Here is a 6768-nt window from a genome sequence, read left to right as displayed (position 1 = left end):
CATCAGGTAAAAAAGAGAAAGATGGTTATACCCTTAAAAAGATAAATGATTTACATTCATCGATAGATTTATTTCTATATAAGTATCGAGGAATATCAGATAAATATTTAAGAAATTATATAGGGCTTTATAAATATAAAGATCAACATAATAAATATTATCAAAAGAAGATATTTCTTCATATATTCAAAGAGATAGGCAACAGCTTATGTGCATTGAAATTCAGTAATTTTAAATATGATTCTAAATTTTTCACTATTTGATTAGTTTTTCAAGAGATACTTACCAACATTTATCTTTAGTTAAGTTTTTGTAAATAAATTACATCGTTTATTGTACCGAAAAGGAATTAATGAAAATTACTCTCTAAATCTTTTAAAAAGGTGTACAATTTCTATCCTATATATAAAATAAAGATTGTCATTTATTTAATAAATTAAATACCTTCCGTATTTTTTTGACTACTTATAAAATGACACGAAAATCATTTGTTTTAACAAATGATTTTTTTCTTTATGTTTTTGTAAATAAATTACACGATTTTTTTAAAGAAAAAAGAATGTTGTAAATAAAAAACAAAAACCATTGTAAGCCTTTAACAAAGAAAAATGTCACGTTATGATAATCATGTCAAAATTAATTAAGGGAGGAAATAATTATGGACAAAATGGCAGATGTCTTAGGTCGTGCCGGTGCATGGTGCGGTCAAAACAAATATTTATCTGCAATCAAAAATGCGTTCCAAAACTTCATGCCTTTAACAATCGCTGGGGCAATTGGGGTTTTATGGTGTAACGTATTGGTTAACGAAAGCACTGGGTTAGGTTTATTCTTCAAACCAATTATGGCTTTAGATTTCTTAAACCCAGCATTCCAAGCTGTTAACTTCTGTACGATCAGCTGTATCACAGTTGGTATCACTCTTGGTATCGCCCAAGAAATCGGTGTTTGGAACATGGGAGCTGAAAAAGCTGGTTACATTCCAGGTTTAGTAGGTTTAGCTGCATGGTTATCAGTTACAAACACTTCACACATGGTAGACGGAGCTAAAGAAGCTTTCACTGGTGTTGCTGGTAACGAATTAGGAGCTACTGGTTTATTCACTGGTATGATTATTGGTGTGTTATCTGTTGAATTATTCTGCTTCTTTGAAAAACAAGATGCATTAAAAATTAAAATGCCAGAACAAGTTCCACCAGGAGTTGCTCGTGCATTCGAAGTTTTAGTACCAGCTACTATTACTTTAATCATCACTGCTTGTATTGGTTCTGCTTGTTATAACTTAACTGGTTTATACTTAAATGATGTTATCAAAAATGGTGTTCAAGGTCCTTTAGGGGCTGTAGGTGCTACAGTTCCAGGTGTTATGATTATCTATTTAGTAATCATGTTATTCTGGTTAGTAGGTATTCATGGTAACAACATGTTATCTGCAGTAAAAGAAGCATTATTTACACCATTAGCACTTGAAAACGTTGAAGCATTCAACAAAGGTGAAACTCCAAAAAATATCATCAATATGTATTTCTTACAAATGTGTGGTGAATTTGGTGGTTCAGGTGTTACTATCGGTTTAGTAATCGCAATCATTATCTTTGGTAAACGTGAAGATAATAAAGCAATCGCTTCATTATCATTAGTTCCAGGTTTATTCAACATCAATGAAACAGTTACATTCGGTATTCCAATGGTATTAAACCCAATCTTAGGTATTCCATTTGTATTTGCATGTTTAGTAACTATCTTAGTTGGTTATGTGTTAACAGTTATCGGATTCTGTCCAGTTGCATGTTTAACAGTACCTTGGACAACTCCACCAATCGTATTCGGATTCTTAGCTACAGGTGCTAACGTAATGGGTGCAGTAACTCAAGCAATCTTAATTGTTGTTTCAACAGTTATCTACACACCATTCTTAATTGCATACGAAAAATACCAAAACAAACAAGCTGCAGAAGCTTAATAATGAATTTGACAAGGATACAATGTATTCTTGTCTTTCATTGTATATAAAGGTACAATGAATTTGAGGTGAAAATATGAGTCTATTATCAACGATTGAATACCAAAAAGGTTTTAGTGAATTAGAAAAGAAAATAGCAGATTATTTAATTGAACATAAAGAAGATGTGATTCATATGAATCTTAAAGAGCTTGCAGAAGCAACTTATACTTCAACAGCAACAATTAGTCGTTTTTGTAAGAAATTGGGAGAAAAAAATTTTAATGACTTTCGTGTTCATTTTGCCGAAATAACTCAATCTCAAACATTTTCTACGATAAATTTTAATAAGCCATTTATGCAAGATAGTTCGATGAATGAAATTTGTCATAATGTTGGAGGAGTCTATAAACAAACCATTGAAGGAACTAATCAAGTTCTTGATATGAACGAATTAGAAAAAGCAGTGGATTATATTGATAAAGCAAACATCATTGACTTGTTTGCGGTAGGAGATTCTTTTTTATCAGCATTGATGTTTGAACATAAAATGACTTATGTCAATAAGTTTGTTAACTTGAAAATTATTCCTACAGAGCAGACTCAACAAGCTTTGCATACGACTAAAAATTCAGTAGCGTTAATTATTTCCTATTCAGGACAAACAAATGAAATTAAACCTATTGTTGAACGTATTAAAATAAATGGGGGAACTATTATTGCAATCACTTCTTTAAATGATAGTTATTTAAGAAAAAAAGCAGATATTTGTTTAACAATGTGTTCAAAAGAAAATATTATTAATAAAATTGGATCATTTTCTTCTAAAATAAGTAGTGATTATATTATAGATTTAATCTATTCCTTACTCTTTAAAAAGAATTATCAAGAATTACTTATTAAAAAAGTCTCTATGAATTTAGATTGGGATGAAAGAAGAAATGAATCAACACATGAAAAAGGAAAAGGAGAATAGTAATGGGACATATTTTATGGGTAGAACCTGTATTTAAAGAAATGATTTGGGGAGGAAACCAACTTAAAGAAAAGTATGGTTATGCTATTCCAAGTGATCAAACAGGAGAATGCTGGGCACCTTCAGCACATCCAAATGGTGATAATAAAATCAAAGAAGGAGAATTCAAAGGACAAACACTTTCAAAAGTCTTCGATGAACATCGTGAACTTTTTGGAAATATCAAAGATAAACAATTTCCATTGCTTGTAAAGATCATCGATGCTTGTAATGATTTATCTGTACAAGTCCATCCAAATGATGAATATGCTGGTCTTCATGAAAATTCATTAGGAAAGACAGAATGCTGGTATGTATTAGATTGTAAAGAAGATACAAAGATGGTCATGGGACATCATGCTAAAACAAAAGAAGAACTTGTAAAAGCTATCGAAAACGATGATTACGACAATTTATTAAATAAGTTTGATATCAAAAAAGGAGATTTCTTCTATATTCCAAGTGGAACAATTCATGCTATCTGTAAAGGTTCATTGATCTATGAAGCACAACAATCATCAGATATCACATACCGTGTTTATGATTATCATCGAAAAGATAAAGATGGAAATGAAAGACAACTTCATGTAAAACAATCCATCGATGTGACAACAGTACCTTATAAACCATATGATCTAGCAAAACAAGTAGAAGAAACAATAGAAAATGGAACAAGAAAAGAACTCGTATCATCTAACTATTTAACATTAAATAAATATGATATGACAGGATATAATAAAGTCATCAATGATAAACCATTCCAACTTGTATCAATCATTGAAGGGCAAGGAACAGTAGAAGGAAAAGAAGTTAAAAAAGGAGATCATTTTGTTGTATGTTCAGATCAAAAAGAAGTTGATTTTGATGGAACAATGACAGTCATGATTTGTACATTATAAGGCGGAAGCCTTATTTTTTTAACTTGATTTTTTAGGTTGTTTCAAGTATTCTAATTACTATATTATTTAATAAAATGAAATAGGTGATTTTATGAAAGAATGGTTGATTTTAGCGTTTATATTTTTTATAGGAAGTTTAGCTGGATGGCTTTTAGAACTTATTTTCCGTCGCTTTTTTTCCAAAGCAAATCCTTCAAGGAAATGGATCAATCCTGGTTTTTTAGTAGGACCTTATTTACCACTTTATGGGTTTAGTTTGTGTGTCGTTTATTTATTGGCACATATTGATGTTTCATTTATTCATGAAGTGTATTTAAGAAAGACGGTACTTTTTTTACTAATGGCTTTATCGGTTACTTTAATTGAATATTTTGCAGGACTTATTTTTATCAAAGGAATGCATGTAAAGCTTTGGGATTATAGTGATGAAAAATTTAATATTCAAGGAATCATTTGTCCTAAGTTTACTTTCTTTTGGTATCTTTTAAGTGCCATCTATTATTTTTTAATTCATCCTAATATTATTCATTCTATTGAATGGTTAGCAGGAAATCTTTGGTTTTCTTTCTTTGTGGGATTATTTTATGGTGTATTCCTTATAGATGTATGTTATTCATTAAATATTTTAAATAATATTCAAAAATTTGCGAAAGAAAACGATATTATTGTCCAATATGAAGCATTTAGAAAACATATTGGTGAATTAAGAAATGATTTTAAAGAAAAAGAAAGATTTATTTTTTCTATGAAATTAGATCATATATCTATTAAAAAATCATTAAAAGCTTATTTTGATAAATATTACAAATAGGAGAAATTTATGGAATTACAATTAAAAAACATCAGTGAAACTGATATGCAACAAGTAAGTGAACTTTATTACAGTGCTTTTCCAGAAGATGAAAGAGCTCCATGGAAAGCCCTTATAGATAAACATCATGAAGGTAAAGGAGAATTTTTATCAATCTATGATCATCATCAATGGGTAGGTCTAACTTATGTTATTACGTATCAAAATTTATCTTATATTCTCTATCTTGCTATTGATGATATGCAAAGAGGTCATGGCTATGGAAGTAGTGTCTTACAAATATTGAAAAAAAGATATCCTCATACCATTATGTTATGTATTGAAGAAGTAGATGAAAAATATGATAACTACAAACAACGTGTTCATCGTAAAAACTTTTATTTAAGAAATGGACTTCAAGAAATGGGCTTTAAATATGTAGAAAAAGATGTTAAATATGAAATGCTTTATGTTGGAGAAAAATTATCAAGTAAAGTTTATGATGAATTAATGGTTGCTTATGCCGGACCTGTTTATCATAAATTTAGAGATTACAAGGCTGATGAATTGATTGACTAAACATCCATATGGATGTTTTTTTACTTTAAGAGTATAATTAAAGTAATGTTAGGAGGAAGAAAGAATGTTACATAAAAAATTAAAACCATTTCCTAAAGACTTTCTTTGGGGAGCAAGTACATCTGCTTATCAAGTAGAAGGAGCTAACTTATCACACGGAAAGGGTCCTTCGGTTCAAGATGTCAAAAAAGTACCAGAAGGGACATCTGATTTAGCAGTATGCGCTGACTTTTATCATCGTTATAAAGAAGATATTGCTTTAATGGCTGAAATGGGATTTAAAGTTTATCGTTTTTCTATTTCGTGGTCAAGAATTTTACCTCAAGGAACAGGTGAAGTAAATCAAGAAGGAATTGATTTCTACAATAATGTTATTAATGAATGTTTAAAATATAATATTATTCCATTAGTGACAATGTTCCATTTCGATATGCCACAAGCCTTAGAAGAAAGAGGTGGATGGGAAAAACGAGAATCTATTGATTGGTTTGTTAATTTCGCAAAAGTGATGTTTGAAAACTTTGGTGATCGTGTTAAATATTGGCTTACAATCAATGAACAAAACGTATTAATTCTATCTGGAGATATTATTGGAACAACTACCCTTACAGGGCCAGAAAAATATAAATCTTTATACCAACAAAACCATCATATGCTTGTTGCACAAGCAAAAGCCATGGCTTTATGTCATGAAATGGTTGAAGGAGGAAAAATTGGACCAGCACCAAATATTTCTCTTGCTTATCCAGCAAGTTGTAAACCAGAAGATCAATTAGCTGCTCAAAACTTAAATGCGATTAGAAACTGGCTTTATTTAGATATGGCAGTTTATGGTGAATACAACCATTTAGCATGGGCTTTTATGGAAAAAAGAAATGCTACACCACATATTGAAGAGGGAGACATGGAAATCTTAAAGAATGGACATCCTGATTTTATTGGTTTCAATTATTATTCAACTGCAACAGTGGCTTGGTGTGATGAAAATCAAGAAGAAACATTTGGACATGATCAACAAAAAACACGTATGGAAGAAGGTGTTTATTTAGGTGCAGCCAATCCAAATTTACCACATACTGATTTTGGTTGGGAAATTGATCCATTTGGATTTAGAGCTACAATTCGAGAAATGTACTCTAGATATCGTTTGCCAATGGTTGTTACTGAAAATGGACTTGGAGCTTATGATAAATTAACAGAAGATGGTAAAGTTCATGATCCATATCGTATTGAATATTTAAGAAAACATATTGAACAAATTCAATTAGCAATTACTGATGGAGCTGAAATGATGGGGTATTGTCCATGGTCAGCAATTGATTTAATTTCTACTCATGAAGGTATGGTTAAACGTTATGGATTTATTTATGTTGATCGTGATGAATTTGATTTAAAAACATTAGATCGTTATAGAAAAGATTCATTCTATTGGTATAAAAAAGTTATTGCTTCTAATGGAGAAGACCTTAGTGATTAAATCTTTAAAGATTTTTCTTTTGTTAATGACAAGTTCATCTTTTTAAGGTTTAATAAAGATGAGGTG

6 protein-coding genes and 1 pseudogene are annotated in these 6768 nt (G+C 30.3%); all 7 read left to right on the top strand.

All coding sequences use genetic code 11. From position 1 onward, the window contains the following. A pseudogene (locus C7U54_RS14905) lies at positions 1-263 on the top strand (hypothetical protein); the annotation flags it as partial. 395 nt (positions 264-658) lie between these two features. Beyond that, positions 659-1963: a PTS sugar transporter subunit IIC gene (locus tag C7U54_RS05075; protein ID WP_107029508.1), complete on the top strand. Its 1305-nt coding sequence runs from the start codon at positions 659-661 to the stop codon at positions 1961-1963. A gap of 76 nt (positions 1964-2039) precedes the next feature. Then, positions 2040-2918 carry a MurR/RpiR family transcriptional regulator gene (locus tag C7U54_RS05070; RefSeq protein ID WP_107029507.1) on the top strand — a complete coding sequence of 293 codons (879 nt, stop codon included), beginning with the start codon at positions 2040-2042 and terminating at the stop codon, positions 2916-2918. Positions 2919-2920: 2 nt separating this feature from the next. After that, positions 2921-3856: a mannose-6-phosphate isomerase, class I gene (gene manA / locus C7U54_RS05065; protein ID WP_107029506.1), complete on the top strand. Its 936-nt coding sequence runs from the start codon at positions 2921-2923 to the stop codon at positions 3854-3856. A gap of 91 nt (positions 3857-3947) precedes the next feature. After that, complete coding sequence (locus C7U54_RS05060) at positions 3948-4667, top strand: putative ABC transporter permease (RefSeq protein WP_107029505.1); 720 nt, start codon at positions 3948-3950, stop codon at positions 4665-4667. 9 nt (positions 4668-4676) lie between these two features. Beyond that, the gene (locus C7U54_RS05055; RefSeq protein ID WP_107029504.1) at positions 4677-5225 is read left to right on the top strand and encodes a GNAT family N-acetyltransferase; all 549 of its coding nucleotides are present in this window, start codon (positions 4677-4679) and stop codon (positions 5223-5225) included. 64 nt (positions 5226-5289) lie between these two features. Then, complete coding sequence (locus tag C7U54_RS05050) at positions 5290-6702, top strand: glycoside hydrolase family 1 protein (RefSeq protein ID WP_107029503.1); 1413 nt, start codon at positions 5290-5292, stop codon at positions 6700-6702. The last annotated feature ends 66 nt before the right edge of the window (positions 6703-6768 follow it).

The organism is Faecalibacillus intestinalis (genome assembly GCF_003024685.1).
In the GTDB taxonomy this organism is placed as follows: Bacteria; Bacillota_I; Bacilli_A; order Erysipelotrichales; family Coprobacillaceae; genus Faecalibacillus; species Faecalibacillus intestinalis.
Note: the sequence above shows the minus strand (reverse complement) of the source record. Positions and strands in the feature narration are given on the sequence as shown.

Coding starts and splice junctions, on each gene's coding strand:
- C7U54_RS05070 (WP_107029507.1), top strand. CDS start 2,040: ATGAGTCTATTATCAACGATTGAATACCAAAAAGGTTTTAGTGAATTA.
- manA (WP_107029506.1), top strand. CDS start 2,921: ATGGGACATATTTTATGGGTAGAACCTGTATTTAAAGAAATGATTTGG.
- C7U54_RS05050 (WP_107029503.1), top strand. CDS start 5,290: ATGTTACATAAAAAATTAAAACCATTTCCTAAAGACTTTCTTTGGGGA.
- C7U54_RS05055 (WP_107029504.1), top strand. CDS start 4,677: ATGGAATTACAATTAAAAAACATCAGTGAAACTGATATGCAACAAGTA.
- C7U54_RS05060 (WP_107029505.1), top strand. CDS start 3,948: ATGAAAGAATGGTTGATTTTAGCGTTTATATTTTTTATAGGAAGTTTA.
- C7U54_RS05075 (WP_107029508.1), top strand. CDS start 659: ATGGACAAAATGGCAGATGTCTTAGGTCGTGCCGGTGCATGGTGCGGT.